General features: G+C 63.4%; 16 protein-coding genes. 12 read left to right on the top strand and 4 right to left on the bottom strand.

Going from position 1 to position 16,217, the window contains the following annotated elements:
• Window positions 1-89 precede the first annotated feature (89 nt).
• The 5 genes from DS839_RS21780 (at window position 90) to DS839_RS21760 (ending at window position 4,135) form a co-directional block, all read left to right on the top strand.
• Window positions 90-944: an ABC transporter permease gene (locus DS839_RS21780; RefSeq protein WP_368911826.1), complete on the top strand. Its 855-nt coding sequence runs from the start codon at window positions 90-92 to the stop codon at window positions 942-944.
• The gene (locus DS839_RS21775; protein WP_119272580.1) at window positions 944-1,792 is read left to right on the top strand and encodes an ABC transporter permease; all 849 of its coding nucleotides are present in this window, start codon (window positions 944-946) and stop codon (window positions 1,790-1,792) included. The genes DS839_RS21780 and DS839_RS21775 overlap by 1 nt, the downstream gene beginning before the upstream one ends.
• 4 nt (window positions 1,793-1,796) lie before the next feature.
• A complete protein-coding gene (locus DS839_RS21770; RefSeq protein WP_119272579.1) occupies window positions 1,797-2,888 on the top strand; it encodes an ABC transporter ATP-binding protein in 1,092 nt (363 codons plus the stop codon).
• A gap of 3 nt (window positions 2,889-2,891) precedes the next feature.
• On the top strand, window positions 2,892-3,887 hold the full coding sequence (gene speB, locus DS839_RS21765; RefSeq protein WP_368911825.1) for an agmatinase: 996 nt from the start codon (window positions 2,892-2,894) through the stop codon (window positions 3,885-3,887).
• A 62-nt stretch (window positions 3,888-3,949) separates the two neighbouring features.
• Entirely contained in the window at window positions 3,950-4,135 is a 186-nt protein-coding gene (locus DS839_RS21760) for a DUF3008 family protein (protein WP_119272578.1), read from the top strand.
• Here the strand turns inward: DS839_RS21760 and DS839_RS21755 are convergent.
• From DS839_RS21755 to DS839_RS21745, 3 genes are all read right to left on the bottom strand, one after another.
• Window positions 4,130-5,614: an amidohydrolase family protein gene (locus tag DS839_RS21755; protein ID WP_119272577.1), complete on the bottom strand. Its 1,485-nt coding sequence runs from the start codon at window positions 5,612-5,614 to the stop codon at window positions 4,130-4,132. The genes DS839_RS21760 and DS839_RS21755 overlap by 6 nt on opposite strands.
• 4 nt (window positions 5,615-5,618) lie before the next feature.
• Entirely contained in the window at window positions 5,619-6,305 is a 687-nt protein-coding gene (locus DS839_RS21750; protein ID WP_119272576.1) for a flavin reductase family protein, read from the bottom strand.
• A gap of 70 nt (window positions 6,306-6,375) precedes the next feature.
• Window positions 6,376-7,137 (bottom strand): GntR family transcriptional regulator, encoded by a 762-nt coding sequence (locus DS839_RS21745; RefSeq protein ID WP_119272575.1) that lies wholly within the window; start codon window positions 7,135-7,137, stop codon window positions 6,376-6,378.
• A 230-nt stretch (window positions 7,138-7,367) separates the two neighbouring features.
• Between DS839_RS21745 and DS839_RS21740 the strand changes: the two genes are divergently transcribed.
• From DS839_RS21740 to DS839_RS21710, 7 genes are all read left to right on the top strand, one after another.
• The gene (locus DS839_RS21740; RefSeq protein ID WP_119272574.1) at window positions 7,368-8,951 is read left to right on the top strand and encodes an ABC transporter substrate-binding protein; all 1,584 of its coding nucleotides are present in this window, start codon (window positions 7,368-7,370) and stop codon (window positions 8,949-8,951) included.
• A 63-nt stretch (window positions 8,952-9,014) separates the two neighbouring features.
• Window positions 9,015-10,007, top strand: coding sequence for an ABC transporter permease (locus DS839_RS21735; protein WP_119272573.1), 993 nt, complete (start codon window positions 9,015-9,017; stop codon window positions 10,005-10,007).
• Complete coding sequence (locus tag DS839_RS21730; RefSeq protein WP_119272572.1) at window positions 9,997-10,953, top strand: ABC transporter permease; 957 nt, start codon at window positions 9,997-9,999, stop codon at window positions 10,951-10,953. Before DS839_RS21735 ends, DS839_RS21730 begins: the two co-directional genes overlap by 11 nt.
• Before the next feature lie 19 nt (window positions 10,954-10,972).
• Window positions 10,973-12,169 (top strand): amidohydrolase family protein, encoded by a 1,197-nt coding sequence (locus DS839_RS21725; RefSeq protein ID WP_119272571.1) that lies wholly within the window; start codon window positions 10,973-10,975, stop codon window positions 12,167-12,169.
• Between the two features lie 3 nt (window positions 12,170-12,172).
• Window positions 12,173-13,207, top strand: coding sequence for an ABC transporter ATP-binding protein (locus DS839_RS21720; protein ID WP_368911824.1), 1,035 nt, complete (start codon window positions 12,173-12,175; stop codon window positions 13,205-13,207).
• Window positions 13,194-14,174 (top strand): ABC transporter ATP-binding protein, encoded by a 981-nt coding sequence (locus DS839_RS21715; protein WP_119272570.1) that lies wholly within the window; start codon window positions 13,194-13,196, stop codon window positions 14,172-14,174. Before DS839_RS21720 ends, DS839_RS21715 begins: the two co-directional genes overlap by 14 nt.
• Window positions 14,171-14,926, top strand: a complete 756-nt coding sequence (locus DS839_RS21710; RefSeq protein ID WP_498063230.1) for an aspartate/glutamate racemase family protein — start codon at window positions 14,171-14,173, stop codon at window positions 14,924-14,926. Before DS839_RS21715 ends, DS839_RS21710 begins: the two co-directional genes overlap by 4 nt.
• Here the strand turns inward: DS839_RS21710 and DS839_RS21705 are convergent.
• The gene (locus DS839_RS21705) at window positions 14,923-16,200 is read right to left on the bottom strand and encodes an NAD(P)/FAD-dependent oxidoreductase (RefSeq protein WP_119272568.1); all 1,278 of its coding nucleotides are present in this window, start codon (window positions 16,198-16,200) and stop codon (window positions 14,923-14,925) included. The two genes, DS839_RS21710 and DS839_RS21705, sit on opposite strands and share 4 nt — an antisense overlap.
• Window positions 16,201-16,217 lie beyond the last annotated feature (17 nt).

The following is a 16,217-nucleotide window of genomic DNA, read 5'->3' as shown; positions in this document are numbered from 1 at the left end:
GATCGCGACCGGAGATGGCATGTTGCCGTCTCCGGTCTTTTTGTTCTAGCATCGCGGCAACAAAATAACAGGGGTGGAGTGGCGGCATCGTGGACAGTTGGAGGGATAATCTCCGGACTTTCTGGACACTCGGAACGCCCGGCACCTTCTGGCTCCTGATGTTCTTCCTCATCCCGCTCGCCTATATGTTCGGGATATCCTTCAGCGAGAAGATCTCGATCACCGAGAACCAGTTCACCGGCACATTGGCGAACTACATCCGCTCCTTCGATGCGGTCTATCTGCAGATCATCTGGAAATCCATCTGGATCAGCGTGCTGGCGACGGCCGTCTGCCTGCTGCTCGCCTATCCGATCGCCTTCGGCATCTGCTTCGCGCCGGCCAAATGGAAGCCGTTGCTGCTGCTCCTGGTCATCCTGCCCTTCTGGATCAACCTCCTGATCCGCACCTATGCGCTGATCGCGGTCTTCCGCAGCCAGGGCTATCTCAACCTGGTGCTGGGCTGGATCGGACTCGGGCCCTTCGAGATGCTCTATAATGACGGCTCGGTCATCATGGGCCTCGTCTATGTCTATATGCCGTTCATGGTGCTGCCGCTCTATGCCACGATCGAGCGGCTCGACCGCTCCTATCTCGAAGCGAGCCTCGATCTCGGCGGCTCGCAGTTCCAGACCTTCTGGAAGGTGACCTTGCCCTTGACCATGCCCGGCATCGTCACCGGCATCATCCTGGTCTTCATACCCTGCCTCGGCTCGTTCCTTACTCCCGACATGCTGGGCGGCGCCAATGCCATCATGATCGGCAATGTCATCGAGCGGCAGTTCAAATCCGCCAATGACTGGCCCTTCGGCTCGGCGCTCTCCTTCCTGCTGATGTATGTGACCTTCGGCGCGCTCGCCTTGCGCGCCTTCCTCGCCGCCCGCAGCAAGGGGGTCGACGTCTGATGGCCGAGACGCTCAAACCCGGCTCTGGGCCGCTCGACTATGGCAGCCGCTGGTGGCTCAGGATCCTGTTCGTCGCGATCTTCATCGCCCTCTATGCGCCGATCTTCACCCTGATCGCCTTCTCCTTCAACACCGACAAGCGCGGCGTCGTCTGGCGCGGCTTCACCTTGGACAATTATGTGAAGGCCTGGAACAATTCCGCTCTCCAGGAGGCGCTGATCAATTCGCTCACCATCGCCGTCATCGCGACCCTCATCGCAACGATCATCGGCGCCATGGCGGCGCTGTTCCTGTGGCGCTTCCGCTTTCCCTTCAAGGCCGCCTATGAAGGGGTGATGGCGCTGCCCATCGTGATCCCCGAGATCTGCATGGGCGTGTCGCTGCTTCTGTTCTTCATCAATACCGGCATGATGGAATGGTCGGTGGGCATGCCCTGGCCGATGAACCTGATCAACATCATCATCGCCCATGTGGCTTTCTGCTTCCCCTTCGTGGCGGTGGTGGTACGCTCGCGGCTCGTCGGTTTCAACCGCCAGCTCGAGGAAGCCTCGAAGGACCTGGGCGCCAGCGAATGGCAGACCTTCTGGAACGTCATCGTGCCCTTCATGATGCCGGGCCTCGTCGCCGGCGCGCTCCTTGCTTTCACTCTGTCACTCGACGATTTCGTGATCACCTTCTTCACCTCGGGGCCGGAGACTGTAACTTTCCCGGTGAAGGTCTATTCGCTGGTCCGCCGCGGTGTCTCGCCCGAGATCAACGCGGCATCGACGGTATTGATCGTGATCACGGTGATCGCCACCGTCATCGCAATGAAACTTCAAGCGCCCCAGAAGTCGGGCGAAGGGTAGGACAATGGCCGAAGCAATCGTATCCTTACGCAATGTGACCAAGACTTTCCCCGGCGGCGTCAAGGCCGTCGACGATGTCTCCTTCGATATCGCCCAGAACGAGTTCTTCGCGCTGCTCGGACCCTCGGGCTGCGGAAAGACGACGCTGTTGCGCATGATATCCGGTCTCGAGACCCCGACCGGCGGGCGGATCGTCATCGGCGGCGAGGACATGGCGCTGACGCCGCCCAACAAGCGGCCGACCAACATGGTGTTCCAGTCCTATGCCGTCTTTCCGCATATGACTGTCGCCGACAATGTCGCTTATGGCCTCAAGGTGACGGGCGTTCCCGCCGAAGAGACCAGGAGGCGGGTCGGCGAGGCCCTGGACATGGTGAAGCTCACCCATCTCGCCAACCGCAAGCCCGACCAGATGTCGGGCGGCCAGCGTCAGCGCGTGGCGCTGGCGCGCGCTTTGGTCAAGCGTCCGAAGGTGCTGCTGCTCGACGAACCGCTCTCGGCGCTCGACGCCAAATTGCGCGACGAGATGCGCCTCGAGCTGACGCGGCTCCAGGAGAATGTCGGCATCACCTTCATCATCGTGACCCACGACCAGGACGAGGCCTTGTCGATGGCAAGCCGCATCGCGGTCATGGACAGAGGTGCGGTCCAGCAGATCGCCACACCGTCCGAGCTCTATGAGCAGCCGGCGAGCCGCTTCGTCGCCGACTTCATCGGCAAAGTGAACCTGATCAATGCCGAGGTCGTCTCGTCCACCGCGAAGAAGCTCGTCTGCGACGCCAAGGGCTTGGGCAAGGTCGAGTTGCCGCATGAGGGCAGGGCGACCGGCGGCGCGATCGCCATCGCGGTGCGCCCCGAGAAGCTCAAGATCTCGGAAGCTCAGCCCAAGGCGGCGAAGGCGATCAAGGCCGAGGGCAAGGTGCGCGACGTCGCTTATTATGGCGACACCAGCCATGTGGTCGTGCGCTGCAACGATGATCTCGAGCTTTCCGTCAATGTGCAGAATGACAGCCGGTCCGGCGGATCAGGTGTTGAACGCGGTCAGAAAGTGTGGATTCACTGGGCGCCGGAAGACACGCTGGTATTGACGGAGTAGATCTTGACCCTCGAAATCTCGAAGCTGACCTCGGTTCCGGGGGACAGCGCCTTTCGCCGCAAGAACCTCAAAGGCACCGACCTCGAGGCGACCTATGCCGGCGCGCTCTCCTATATGCGGCGCAAATATACGCGCGATCTCGCAGGCGTCGACATCGCCGTCACCGGCATTCCCTTCGACCAGGCGGTGAGCAACCGGCCCGGCACCCGCTTCGGACCGGAAGCGATCCGCAAGGCGTCCGTCGAGCATGCCTGGGGACCTTACTGGCCGTGGATGTTCGATCCTTTCGACACGCTCGCCGTCGTCGATTATGGCGACTGCTTCTTCGATTGGGGAAGGAAGGATCTGGCGCCCGAGGCGATCTCTGAGCATGCGCTGTCGGTGATCGAGAAGGGGACCGGGCTCGTGTCCCTGGGCGGCGATCATTTCGTCTCCTATCCCTTGCTCAAGGCGCATGCCAAGGTGCACGGGCCTTTGGCGCTCGTGCATTTCGACGCCCATCGCGATGTCGAGCCCGATGACGGCGACCGCATCGATCACGGCACGATGTTCAACTATGCGGTGCGGGACGGGCTCATCGATCCGAAGCGCTCGATCCAGGTCGGCATCCGCACCACCTTTCATGGCGAACAGACCTTCGGCTTCAAGATCCTCTATTCCGACCAGGTGCATGAGCTGAGCCCGGCCGAGGTGGCGCAAGAGATCGCGCGCACGGTCGGTAGTGGGAAGGCCTATCTCACCTTCGATATAGACTGCCTCGATCCCGCTTTCGCGCCGGGCACTGGCACGCCGGTCCCTGGCGGCCTCTCGTCACACCAGGCTTTGTCGATCATCCGTAAGCTCACCGATGTCGATTTCGTCGGCATGGACCTGGTCGAAGTGTCGCCGCCCTATGACCATGCCGAGATCACAGCGCTCGCCGGGGCGACGATCGTGCTCGATTATCTCTGCCTCAAGGCCTGGCAGAAGGGCGCGCGGGGAGTGCCGTTGCCGGAATAGGGGGAACCCGCCGCGCTTCAGATCGTTGACGCAGAGTTCAGTGATCAATGCGAGGAACCATCATGCCGGCAAAATCCAAAGCGCAACAGAAGGCCGCAGGTGCTGCGCTCGCGGCCAAGCGTGGCGAGCAGAAGGTGAGCGAGCTCAAGGGGGCGTCACGCGAGATGTATGAATCGATGAGCGAAAGTCAGCTCGAGGAATTCGCCGAGACGAAGCGCAAGGGCCTGCCCGAGCACAAGGATTCATGAGCCCGGCGGCGCGACGACCGGATAGGCGCTCGAGAAGATTTCCGACACACTGGGATGTCCAAAGGTGCGGTCGGGGTAGCGCGCGATGAGGCCGTCGAACTGGCGCTGGGCGCGCCGGACGTCGGCCGCGTAATCGACGCCGGGAATCTTGCGATCCTCCATGACGAAGCGGCCGTCGATCACGACGCTGCGCACGTCGCGTCCGGTGCCGCCGATCATCAGCGTCTGGATGGGATCGATGATCTGGCCCAAATCCGGGTTCGCCAGGTCCCAGACGACGATATCGGCGCGGCATCGGGGAGCGAGCCTTCCCAGATCATCGCGGCCCAGCGCCTCGGCACCGCCAAGGGTCGCGGCGTCGAAATAATCCTCCGACCGGCAGGCGATGACACTGTGCTCGGCGAGCCGGCAGAGCATGAGACCGATCTGCATGTTGAGCAGCATATCGGGCGGCGACGTGTCGGTGCCGAGTCCTATTCTCAAGCCCCGCTCGCGATAGCTCTTGAAGCTTTCGAGAGCCTCGCCGAAGCGCGCGGAAACGAGCGGACAGTGGACGAGAGCGGCACCCGTCTCGCGGACGATGTCGAGGTCGCGCCCGGGTCCCGGAATATGGCGCGACGGCTTGACGAAGATGCCATGCGGCAACAGCGTGCGCTCCGACAGGAAGCCGAGGCTCTCGAGCCATTCGATCGATGTCATGCCATGAAGGCGGCGCACGGTGTCACGCTCGAAGGCGCCTTGGGCGCAATGGAGGCGGATGGGGACGTCGAGATCGGCGCCGGCGGCCGCGGTGCGCTGGAGCAGGCCCGCCGTGCAGGTCTCGATCCGGTCGGGCGCCAGCATGGTGCGAATGAGGCCTTGAGCCTTGCCTTCGAAGCTTTTGCAGAAGGCGATGGCGTCGGTAAGTCCGCGAAACCCGCGGTCTTCATCGAAATGGAGCTCGAAATGATCGGGCGCCACGACATAAGGGTTGCCGGTGCGAAAAGCGGGGCCGAGATAGACCCTGAGGCCCAGCTCCTCGGCGGCCCGGGCGGCGCCGGCGAATTCATGCGTCGTCTCGCCCCATTCGCGATAATAGAGCGAGGCGATCGGCAAAGCGGTGGTGATGCCGTTGCGGATCAGGCGGGCAAAGGCATGCCGCTTCTGGAAGACGAGCTCTTCCGGCGAGTACATCTCATAAGGCCCCGCATCCATATAGCTCTTGGGCCAGGTTCGCCCCTTTCGCCATGAGGGATGGTTGTCGAAGGCGAGGATCGTGGTGTCGAGATCGGACAAGGCGTCGAGATCGATGAAGCCGGGCGCGATGAGGGCGCGGCCATAATCGCGCCGTTCCGCGACCTCGCCAGCGAAACCATGGCCGACGAAGACGATCTCGCCATGCTCGAAGACGACCTCGCCTTGCCGATAGAGCAAATGATGGCCGTCGGCATGGCCGACGACCCAGTCGGCGGTCAGGAGTGTTCGTTGGGATGCGGGCATGCTGCTATCTGGATTGTATACACTTTAGAGGCGGATCTTGTTGCGCTCTCGCAGCGCGTTTGGCGTTTTCCCATTCGGCGACGCTCATCGTCGGCAGGTCGAAATAATCGCGGGTCCGCGCATAGCCATGTCCGCCCATCCGCCCGATGGCGTCGAGGCCATAGGGATCGATGTGGAACCGGTCATTGACCAGAGCGGCATTGACATGCGCCGCCAGCACTTCGCCGAGGATGATCTGGCGCGAGGCGCCGATCTCGAGCGTCACATGCTGCCGGCATTCGAAGGCGGCGGGAGATTCGCCGATGCGCGGCGCGGCCACCTTGGCGCCGGCGATCGCGGTGAGGCCGGCTTCGCGCACTTCATCGATGCCGGGCCCGAAAGGCACCGCGCAGACATTCATCGCCTTGAGGATGCCGTCCGAGACGATGTTGACCGTGAACACGCCGGTCATGCGGATGTTGCGGGCGGTATCCTTGAAGGCGAGGTCGTCGTGATTCTCGACGCCGAGCGCCAGGATCGCCGGTTCGGCCGAGAGGCAGTTGAAGAAGCTGAAAGGTGCCGCGTTGATCCGGCCTTCAGGATCGACTGTTGTCACCAGCGCGATCGGGCGCGGCACGACGGCGCCGATCAGGAGCTTGTATTTCTGCCGTTCCGACAGCGTGCTGAAGTCGAAGCTTGTTTTCTCGCTCATGAGCGGTGCGTCCCGAGCTTGGCATGGTGGAGGAGGGTGGCGGACCGGTCTGCCGGAGCGGCCGGTCGGATCAGGCTTCGCCGGCGGCCGGGCGATAGGCCGAGAGGATATCCTGCAGGCTGCGCTCGCGCTTGAGATCGGTATCGAGCAGGCCGCGCGTCGCCACCGCCACAAGATGCTCGTCCATGAGCCGGATCGCTTCCTTGATGTCGCCCCTTTCGAGCGCATCGATGAGGATGCTGTGCTCGTTCACGGCGCATTCCGACGAATGCGGCCGGCCATAGAGCGCCAGAATCAGCGAGCCGCGCGACACCACTTCGCTGATGAAGCGGATCAACAGCTCGTTGCCGGTGAACTGGGCCAGAAGCAGATGGAACTCGCCCGAGAGCCGGATCGATTCGGGCTCCGCATGGCGCTTCGCTTCCTCTTCGCTCGCCACATGGGCGCGCAGCCGCGCCAATTGCTGAGGCTCGAGCCGCGGCCCGAGCTCCTCCATGACCATGCGCTCGAGACCCCGACGGACGCGGAAGATCGCCCGCCCTTCCTCGAGGCTGGGCGAGGCGACGGTGGCGCGCATATTCGGCTGCTGGACCACCAGGCCTTCGGCAACGAGCCGGACGATGGCGCTGCGCACCACCGTGCGGCTGACGCCAAAGCTCGTGCCGACCGAATCCTCGGGAAGTTTCGTGCCGGGAGCGAGCGCCTGCTCGATGATCGCGCGCCTGAGCGAGGTATAGACATGCTCGGCCAAATTCCCCGCGCGGCTGGCGCGTTTGCCTTTCGGCGCCCCCCGGCTGGCGGTGTTCGAGTGATCTGTGTTCCTGCGAATCATGCCTGCCAATCACGATACTGCCTCACCCTCTCGGTGGCTATTGTCTACACTATCTGAAAATAAATGTATACAGTTTTGACGAGATAGTGTATGCGAATATTTCCGGCTCCACCGTGAGCCGTTCGAAGCGGCGCATCAGAACGCCGCGAAGGGCAGGGCAGGCATGGTCGATCGAAGACGGCCAGTCATTGGCGCTGCCGGATGGAAATGACCCGAAGAGGAGGGACTAAATGAAATCACTCACCAAGCTGTCATTGCCCGGCATGGGCGTCATGGCGGCGCTCATGCTGCCGCTGGCGGCCTCGGCGAATGCCGAGGAGTTGCGCTGGGGTGCGTCGCGCGACATGGATTCGCTCGATCCCTATTCCTATGGCAGCACCTTCACCATCTCGACGCTGAACCATGCTTATGAAGGGCTCGTTCGTTACGACGACCAGCTCAAGATCGAGCCGGCGCTCGCCACCTCATGGGAAGACATCTCGCCGACGGTCAGGCGCTTCCACTTGCGCAAGGGCGTCAAGTTCCATGACGGGGCGCCGTTCACGGCCGATGACGTCATCGCCTCGCTGACCCGGGTGAGCGATCCGAAATCGCCGCTGCGCGGCAACCTGCCGGCCTATCAGGGCGCGGAGAAGATCGACGACTACACCGTCGACATCAAGGTCACCGAGAATTATCCGCTGATCCTCAACGACCTGACCAACATCTTCATCTTCGACAAGGAATGGCTCGTCGCCAACAATGCCACGGCGCCGACCGATGTCGGTGCGGGCGTCGAAGGCTATGCCACCACCCATGCCAACGGCACCGGGCCCTTCAAGGTGGTGTCGCGCAAGCCCGATGTCGAAACGGTCTTCGAGGTCAACAAGGACTGGTGGGACAAGCCGCGTCATAATATCGACCGGATCGTCTTCACGCCGATCGCCTCGCCCGCGACCGCGGTCGCGGCCCTCTTGTCGGGCCAGATCGACTACATGGAGAAGGCGCCGCTGCAGGACATTCCGCGCCTCAAGCAGACGGAAGGCGTCCAGGTGCTCGCCAGCAACGAATTGCGCACCGTCTTCTTCCTGTTCAACCGGGCGGAGAAGCTCGTGGCGGACGGGGCCAAGAACCCTTTCAACGACATCAAGGTGCGCGAAGCCCTCTACCGCGCCATCGATATCGATGTGCTGCAGAGGAAGGTCATGCGCGGCCTCTCCCGCAATACGGGCTCGATGGTGGCGCCGGCGATACCGGGCTATGTCGCCGATCTCGACGAGCGGCTGGGCTATGATCCGGAGAAAGCCAAGGCGCTCCTCGCCGAAGCGGGCTATCCCGATGGCTTCAGCTTCACCATGGTCTGCGACAACAATGTCTATGTGAATGAAGAAGAGATCTGCCAGGCGGTTTCCGCCATGTGGGCGCGGATCGGGCTGAAGCCCAGCCTCGACACGGCGCCGACCAGCATCCAGACGGTCAAGTTCGAGAGCGGCAAGTTCGATGTCGGCATCCTCGGCTGGGCCAATGAGCCGATGATCGACAGCTATTCGATCCTGGTCCAGGTTGCCCATTCCAAGACCGGCACCTCGGGCGTGTTCAACTGGGGCGGCTGGAAGGACGCCGAGGTCGACCAGCTGATCGACGCGGCCGCCAAGGAGCTCGACCGTGAGAAGCGCCTGGCGCTCCAGTCCAAGGCGCTGCTCAAGCTCAAGAGCAATGTCGACTTCCTGCCGCTGCACCAGCAGCCGATGGCCTGGGCTCTCGGTCCCAAGGTGAAGAGCGTGGTACAACTCTCCGACAACAAGTCACGCCACTGGCTGACCGTCCTCAAGTGACGCCGGATCGCCGGGAGCCGCCTTGCGCGGTTCCCGGCCTCCACTAGGAGAGGAGGCTGACCCATGATCTCGATGGTGATCAAGCGCATCGGCAATGCGGCGGCGGTGATGCTCGCCGTGGCCTTCGTCGCCTTCATGGTCTTCCAGTTCCTGGGCGATCCGATCCAGCTGATGCTGAACGAGCAGGCGACCCAGGCGGAACGCGATGCGCTGCGCGAGCGCCTCGGCCTCAATCAGAATTTCATCATGCAGTTCGTGACCTTCGTCACCCGCGCCACGCAGGGCGACTTCGGCATCTCCTACCGCAACCAGCAGGAGGTGATGTCGCTGATCGCCGAGCGCTTCCCGGCGACGCTCGAGCTCGTCCTCGTCTCCACTGTGATCGCGCTTTGTGTCGGCATTCCGCTCGGCGTCTATGCCGCGATCCGCAAGGGGAGCCCCATCGCCCGTCTCCTCACCATGTTCTCGATGATCGGCGTGTCCATTCCCTCCTTCGTCATCGGCATCCTCCTGATCCTCGTCTTCGCGGTCCAGCTCAACTGGCTGCCGGCCTTCGGGCGCGGCGACGTCGTGAAATTCGGCTGGTGGTCGACCGGCCTCCTGACGCCGAGCGGTCGCCGGGCGCTGATCATGCCGGCGGCATCGCTCGCCATGTTCCAGATCTCCTTCATCATGCGCCTGGTGACGGCCGAGATGCTCGAAGTACTGCGCACCGACTATGTCAAGTTCGCCCGGGCCCGCGGCTTGCCCAACCGGCTGGTCCATTTCCGCCATGCGCTCAGGAACTGCCTGATGCCGGTCGTCACCATGACCGGCATGATGATCGGCGACCTGATCGCCTTCGCGCTCGTTACCGAGACGGTCTTCCAGTGGCCGGGCATGGGCCAGCTCTTCGTGCAGGCCGTCATGTTCATCGATATCCCGGTCATGGCCGCCTATCTGATGATCGTGTCGGCGATCTTCGTCACCATCAACACCATCGTCGACCTGATCTATCTGTGGGTCGATCCCAGATTGCGGCAAGCCGGCGCGGCGCGAGGCTATCATGCACATTGACGAAGCAGGCCAGGCCGGCCGCCTGGCAGAGTGGCGCCGGCGCCTGAGCGAGGCCTGGGACAGCGATCTCGCTTACAGCTTCCGGGGGACGCCGATGGCGGTCGCTTCGGCGCTGGTCCTTCTGATCGTCGCGCTGACGGCCTTTCTGGCGCCTTTGATCGCGGTGCAGAACCCTTACGACCTGACCCAGCTCTTCCTCGACCAGGCGGAGCTGCCGCCGATCTGGAACGAAGGCGGCGCTTGGCCCTATCTTCTCGGCACCGACGTGCAGGGCCGGGACGTACTGTCGGCGATCCTCTACGGCTCGCGCATCTCCTTGCTGATCGGCTTCGCCAGCGTCATCGCCTCCATGGCGATCGGCATCGCGGTCGGCTTGATCTGCGGTTTCGCCGGAGGCCATGTCGACAATCTCCTGATGCGCGTCGGCGACTTCGTATTGTCGATCCCGACCTTGCTGGTGGCGATCCTGGTCAGCGCCGTGTTCCGGGAATTGCTGCCGGTCAACCTGCGCGATGCTTTCGCGCCGGTCATCCTCACCGCCTCGATCGCCATCACCTCCTGGGTGCAGTATGCGCGCATCGTCAGGGCCTCCGCCATGGTCGAGGCGCGCAAGGAATATGTGCTCGCCGCCCGCATCCTCGAAGTGCGCACGCCCCGCATTCTCCTGACCCATATCCTGCCCAATGTGATGACGCCGGTGCTCGTCACCGCGACCCTCAATCTCGGCCTCGCCATCCTCGCCGAGGCGACGCTGTCGTTCCTCGGCGTCGGCATGCCGGTGACCCAGCCCTCGCTCGGCACGCTGATCCGCATCGGCAACCAGTATTTCTTCTCCGGCAGCTGGTGGGTGGTGCTGTTCCCGGCCTTCCAGCTCGGCCTCATCATCCTGGCCGTCAACCTGCTCGGCGACTGGCTGCGCGACGCTCTCAATCCCAAGCTGCAATGATTTCGCGAAAGGTGTTCACGTGACCAAGAAGACGATCCTCAAAAATGTCCGTCCCTGGGGCGAGACGGCGACCGACATCACCATCAGCGGCGACCGCATTGCCGCGATCGGCGCGGCCGGTGCAGGGGCGAGTGCCGAGGTGATCGACGGCGCCGGCGCCATCCTGCTGCCCGGCCTGATCGAAGCCCACACCCATCTCGACAAGACGCTCTTCGGCATGAAGTGGAACGTCAATGACGTCGGCTACACGCTCATCGACAAGATCACCAACGAGCGCGAGATGAAGACGAAGCTTGGCCTCGACCCGGCGCGCCAGTCGGCCCGCCAGGTGGCGATCTCGGTCGCGCGCGGCACCACCCATATCCGCAGCCATGTCGATATCGACACGGTGCATGGCCTGAAAGGCGTCGAGGGCGTCATGGCGACGCGCGAGAAATATGCGCCCTTCATCGATATCGAGATCGTCGCCTTTCCGCAGTCCGGCATGATGATCAGGCCGGGCACGGTGGAGCTGATGGACAAGGCCCTGGCGATGGGCGCCGAGGTGGTGGGCGGCCTCGATCCCTCATCGATGGACAAGGATCCGAAAGGCCATCTCGACACGGTCTTCAAGCTTGCCGAGAAGCATGGCAAGCCAATCGACATCCATCTGCATGAGCCGGGCGAGCTCGGCCTCTTCACCATGGGCATGATCGTCGAGCGCACGAAGGCGCAGGGCCTCAACGGCAAGGTGACGGTCAGCCATGCCTTCTGCCTCGGCCATGGCGATTATCTCGTGGTCGGCCGCATGCTGGAGGATCTCGCCAAGGCCGGGATCGCGGTGATGACGACGGGGCCGTCGGGCTGGCCGTGTCCGCCGCTCATCCGCACGCTCGACGCCGGCGTGACCGTGTGCTCGGGCTCGGACGGCATCCGCGACTGCTGGCATCCCTGGGGCTCGGGCGACATGCTGGAGCGCGTGATGTATCTGGGCGAACGCAACTATCTGAGCCGCGACCGCGACATCAGGCGCATCTTCGATGTGGTGACGGTGGGCGGCGCCAAGGTCATGGACATCAAGGGTTATGGCCTGGCTGCCGGCAATATCGCCGACCTCATGTTGGTCGACGGCGAAGCGCTGGCCGAGGCCGTTGCCTCATGCCGGCCGCGGCGCCTGGTCATGAAGCGCGGCCAGGTTGTGAGCCGCGACGGCGCCTTGCCCTTCGAGGTGAACTGAGACGTGACCGCCCAAAGCGCCATATCGATCGAAGCGCCGGTTCAGGCTCCCTTTACCGGTCCGGTCCTCGATATCCGCAATCTCGTCGTCGAGTTCCCGACGCGGCGCGGTGTCCTGACCGCGATCCGCGGCATCGATCTCTCGATCGGGCGCGGCGAGATCTTGGGCGTTGTCGGTGAATCGGGCGCCGGCAAATCCCTGACGGGCGCGGCGGTCATCGGTCTCCTCGAATCCTCAGGCCGGATCGCCGCAGGCGAGATCTATGTCTCCGGACGGCGGATCGACCGGCTGCCCATGCGCGAGATGCAGAAGCTGCGCGGCCGCACCATCGGCGCGATCTTCCAGGATCCGCTCACCTCGCTCAATCCGCTGTTGACGGTCGGCGACCAACTCGTCGAGACTATGCGCGTGCATCTGCCCTTGTCGCGCACCGAGGCCGCCCAGCGCGCCATCACCTTGCTGCAGGAGGTTGGCATTCCATCGCCCGAGCTCCGGATCGGCCAATATCCGCACCAGTTCTCGGGCGGCATGCGCCAGCGCGTGGTCATCGCTTTGGCCTTGTGCGCCGAGCCCGAGCTCGTCATCGCCGATGAGCCGACGACGGCGCTCGATGTGTCGATCCAGGCGCAGATCACGGCCTTGCTGAAGCGGGTGTGCCGCGACCGCGGCACCGCCATGATGCTGATCACCCATGACATGGGCGTCATCGCCGAGACCGCGGACCGTGTCGCCGTCATGTATGCCGGCCGTATCGTCGAGCTGGGACCGGTCGCCGCGATCATCCGCGATCCGCGGCATCCTTATACGAAAGGCCTCATCGGCTCGATCCCGAGCCTGACGGAGCGCTGCGAACGTCTCACCCAGATCGACGGCGCAATGCCCCGTTTGAATGCGATGCCGTCGGGATGCGCCTTTCATCCGCGCTGCCGTCTTGCCAACGAGCAATGCCGCAGCGAGCGGCCGCCCTTGATGGCCGCTGGTGCGAGCCAGGCCGCATGCTGGCACTTGGAACGGGAGGTGGCACATGTCCGCTTGTGAACAGCCCGCTCTCAAAGCCACTGACATCGCTTGCTGGTTTCATCTGCCGCAATCCTGGCTCGACCACACGGTGTTCGGCAGACCGTCGCGCATGGTGAAGGCCGTGGATGGCATCTCCTTCGAGATTCCGCGTGGCACGACCTTCTCCATCGTCGGCGAGTCCGGCTGCGGCAAATCGACGGTCGCGCGCATGGTGGTCGGCCTCCAGGCCCCGACGCGCGGCAGGTTCGATTTCGCAGCCGGACGCGGCCGCAAAGGCCGCTTGCGCACGCAGATGATCTTCCAGGATCCCATTGCCAGCCTCAATCCGCGCTGGCGGGTGGGCGACATCATCGCCGAGCCGATCCGCGAGCTCGGTCTTAGCGACAGCCGCAAGGGCACCGAACGGCGCATGCATAAGCTCCTCGACACGGTCGGCCTCGGCAGCCGCGACGCCGGACGCTATCCGCATGAATTCTCCGGCGGCCAGCGCCAGCGCATCTCCATTGCCCGGGCGCTTGCGGCCGAGCCTGAATTCCTGGTCTGCGACGAGCCGACCTCGGCGCTCGATGTGTCGGTCCAGGCGCAGATCCTGAACCTGCTTGCCGATCTGCAGAACGATCTCGGCCTCACTTATCTGTTCATCAGCCATAATCTGTCGGCCGTGCGCCATGTGTCGGACCGGGTGGCGGTGATGTATCTCGGCCGCATTGTCGAGGAGGCGCCGGCCGACGAGATATTCGATCGCCCCAAACACCCTTATACGAAGTTTCTCTTGGGCTCGGTGCCTGACCTTCTCCATCCCGATCGCGAGCGTGTGCCCGTCGCCGTCGATCTGCCGAGCCCGATCAGCCCGCCACCCGGTTGCACCTATCATCCGCGCTGTCCGCTGGCTTCGCACGAGTGCCGGACGATGGCGCCCGATCCGTCGCTGGTCGCGGCCTCAACGGTTCGTTGTCACCATGTTGCACAAGCTCAGGTTTCATGATGGACGCAGGACGGCCCCACAAGACGCGCATCCGGGTGATCAACCCGAATACGACCGAAGCTATGACCGAGACGATCGCCGATGCGGCGCGGCGCGTGGCATCGCCGATGACCGAGATATCGGCGGCGACATCGAAATCGGGTGCTGCCTCGATCGAGGGGCATTATGACGAGGCGATCAGCGTCATCGGCCTGATCGAGGCGATTAGAGATCATCCCGATGCCGATGCCTATGTGATCGCCTGTTTCGGCGATCCGGGCCTGCTTGCGGCGCGCGAGTTCACGACGGCGCCGGTGCTCGGCATCGCCGAGGCGGCGATGCATGCCGCGAGCTTCATCGCCACCGGCTTCTCCATCGTCACGACGCTCGAGCGTACGCAGATCATCGCCGAGCATCTGGTCCGTAACTATGGCATGACCCAGCATTGCCGGCGGGTGCGCGCGGTGGGCATACCGGTTCTCGAGCTCGAAGATCCGACCTCGACCGCGCGCTCGCGCATCCTCGCCGAATGTGAGAAGGCGGTGGCCGAAGACAGTTCCGGCGCCATCGTGCTCGGCTGCGCCGGCATGGCCGATCTCACGCGCTATCTCGAGGATCAGTTGCAGATCCCGGTCATCGACGGTGTCGCCGCGGCCGTGAAATTCGCCGAGGCGCTGGTGGGCCTCGGCTTGCGGACGAGCAAGCGCGGCGATCTCGCTTTCCCGCTGCCCAAGACCTATCGGGGGATTACGGCCGCCTACGCACCGCGCTAGCTGAGCGCATCACGAAGCCGGTAGAACAGCATCGCCGCGACGAGGAGGGGAGTTCGGATCGGACCGCCCGGGAAGGGCAAGTGCTTGATGCGCGCCAGGAGATCGAAACGCTCCGACTGCCCCTTGACGCATTCCGCCATCAGCTTTCCATACATGCCGGCGAGCGCCACGCCTTGGCCGGAATAGCCATGCGCATAGTAGATGTTGGGGGCGAGCCTGCCGCAATCGGGAATGCGGTTGGAGGTGATGGCGATATAGCCGCCCCAGGCATGATCGACCTTGACGTCGCTGAGCTGCGGGAAGACCGATAGCATGCGCGGGCGCATATATTTGCCGAGATTGGGCGGCTCGAGCGTCGAATAGCTGGCGCGGCCGCCGAAGAGAAGGCGCGTATCCTTGGTCAGGCGGAAATAGTCGACGATGAAATTCGTGTTGGCGACCGCGTCATTGTTTCGGATCAAGGATTTCGCCCGGTTCTCGCCCAGAGGCTCGGTCGCGATGATATAGCTCGTGACCGGCATGATGCGGCCATAGAGTTGAGGTATCATCCGCCCGATATAGGCATTGCAGCCGATGATCATGAATTTGGCGCGGACTTTTCCGTGCGCCGTGCGCGCCGTGACAGTGGGGCCCTGATCGACATCGAGAACGGCAGAGTTCTCGAAGATCTGCGCGCCGGCGGCCATCGCGGCCTTGGCCAGTCCCAGGCAATAGTTCAGCGGATGGAAATGACCGGCGCCGCCTTCCCGCAAGGCGCCGTGATAGATGGTCGTGCCGAGGCGCTCCTCGAGCTCGGCCTTGCTCAGGATTTGCGTGTCGGTATAGCCGAGCGCGTCCCATTCATCCTTCCATTCGCGCAAGTCCTCGAATTGCGAGGGCTTGGGTATCGCATGCAGGTAGCCCCATTCGAGGTCGCAATCGATCTTGTATTTGGCGATGCGCTCGACGATGAGCTTCTTGGCTTCCTCGGCGATGGCGAAACATTTGAGCGCATCTTCCTTGCCGAGCTGCGCCTCGATGCGCTGCTGGCCGGGGGAGAAGCCGGTGCAGATCTGTCCGCCATTGCGTCCTGATGCGCCATAGCCGACCTGGCGGGCTTCCAGGACCATGACCTTGTAGCCCGCCTCGGCAAGCTCAAGGGCTGCGGAAAGTCCGGTAAATCCGGCACCGATAACGCAAATATCGGCTTCGACCTCGCCTTCTAGGCGAGGTTGCGGGGGGAAAGGGTGGGCAGAGGCCTGGTAATAAGATTTCGCATCGATGGAAGCCGGCATGGTCCTTAGACCAATGC

Source organism: Taklimakanibacter deserti, assembly GCA_003574785.1.
This window is presented reverse-complemented; position numbering and strand designations above follow the sequence as displayed.

Bases quoted from the DNA above. Each gene is read 5' to 3' on its own strand.
- DS839_RS21775 (WP_119272580.1), top strand. From the start codon at position 944: ATGGCCGAGACGCTCAAACCCGGCTCTGGGCCGCTCGACTATGGCAGC.
- DS839_RS21770 (WP_119272579.1), top strand. From the start codon at position 1,797: ATGGCCGAAGCAATCGTATCCTTACGCAATGTGACCAAGACTTTCCCC.
- DS839_RS21760 (WP_119272578.1), top strand. From the start codon at position 3,950: ATGCCGGCAAAATCCAAAGCGCAACAGAAGGCCGCAGGTGCTGCGCTC.
- DS839_RS21755 (WP_119272577.1), bottom strand. From the start codon at position 5,614: ATGCCCGCATCCCAACGAACACTCCTGACCGCCGACTGGGTCGTCGGC.
- DS839_RS21750 (WP_119272576.1), bottom strand. From the start codon at position 6,305: ATGAGCGAGAAAACAAGCTTCGACTTCAGCACGCTGTCGGAACGGCAG.
- DS839_RS21745 (WP_119272575.1), bottom strand. From the start codon at position 7,137: ATGATTCGCAGGAACACAGATCACTCGAACACCGCCAGCCGGGGGGCG.
- DS839_RS21740 (WP_119272574.1), top strand. From the start codon at position 7,368: ATGAAATCACTCACCAAGCTGTCATTGCCCGGCATGGGCGTCATGGCG.
- DS839_RS21735 (WP_119272573.1), top strand. From the start codon at position 9,015: ATGATCTCGATGGTGATCAAGCGCATCGGCAATGCGGCGGCGGTGATG.
- DS839_RS21730 (WP_119272572.1), top strand. From the start codon at position 9,997: ATGCACATTGACGAAGCAGGCCAGGCCGGCCGCCTGGCAGAGTGGCGC.
- DS839_RS21715 (WP_119272570.1), top strand. From the start codon at position 13,194: ATGTCCGCTTGTGAACAGCCCGCTCTCAAAGCCACTGACATCGCTTGC.
- DS839_RS21710 (WP_498063230.1), top strand. From the start codon at position 14,171: ATGATGGACGCAGGACGGCCCCACAAGACGCGCATCCGGGTGATCAAC.
- DS839_RS21705 (WP_119272568.1), bottom strand. From the start codon at position 16,200: ATGCCGGCTTCCATCGATGCGAAATCTTATTACCAGGCCTCTGCCCAC.